1 protein-coding gene is annotated in these 794 nt (G+C 38.2%); it reads right to left on the reverse strand.

Translation table 11 applies throughout. The features are described from left to right. A partial coding sequence (locus EHQ47_RS19690; RefSeq protein ID WP_167483278.1) for a hypothetical protein occupies positions 1–794 on the reverse strand: 794 nt, incomplete at both ends.

Below are 794 nucleotides of genomic sequence, written 5' to 3' on the forward strand. Positions count from 1 at the left end.
TCTGCCCATTCTTCTGCTTCTGCTTTGTTTGCAGCAACGGCAGTGTCAGCTTGCAACTCACTCAACTTCATTCGGTCGTCAGCACGTTTTTGTAATAGAGTGATCTCTGCAAGTTTGTCTGTGACAGCTTTTTCAGCATCTTGGTAACGTTTGCGTACCAAATCAACAGGAGATGTGAGTTCTGTTTGGCTTTCTCCAGAAATACCATCATGTGTAGAATAATCTTTGATGGTTACATAATCATAAACAGAAGAGAGTAAACTCATCTCTTTAGAGGATTGTTCTAACAAGTCATAGGCGGTTTTGACTTCTTCTTGTTTGTTGTTGTATTGGTTTTGTTTTGCCGTCACTACAGTTTGTTGGTTTTTGAATCCCAATTCCGCTGCATCAAAGTCACCGAGTCTTTGTTCGTAAATTTCTTTGTATTTTTCTAATTCAGCTAGGTAGTTGCCGTTTGCTTGTTGTTTGATGTTGAAGATAACACCAATTTCTTCCCCTGCTGTGACAATGCTTGATGCATTGGAACTTACACTTCCTTTGGATTGGTTTACCAATGCATAAGGATCTTCATTGGCGGATCGACCTGGAAGGTTGTTTTTTACATAATTATCTACAACTTTCCTTGCGTTATCAAATCCACCAAGGAACTCATATTCCAGATTCGCGTTTTTGGAATAAACAGCATCACGAACACTGTAACCGGAATTTTTGATTTCTTTTAATAATACTTTGAGAGATGGGTTTTGGTCTTCTTTGGTTGTATCATAAGAATAACTGTTATACTCTTCTATGAT

Origin of the sequence: Leptospira bourretii, assembly GCF_004770145.1 — a bacterium.
Classification (GTDB): domain Bacteria; phylum Spirochaetota; class Leptospiria; order Leptospirales; family Leptospiraceae; genus Leptospira_A; species Leptospira_A bourretii.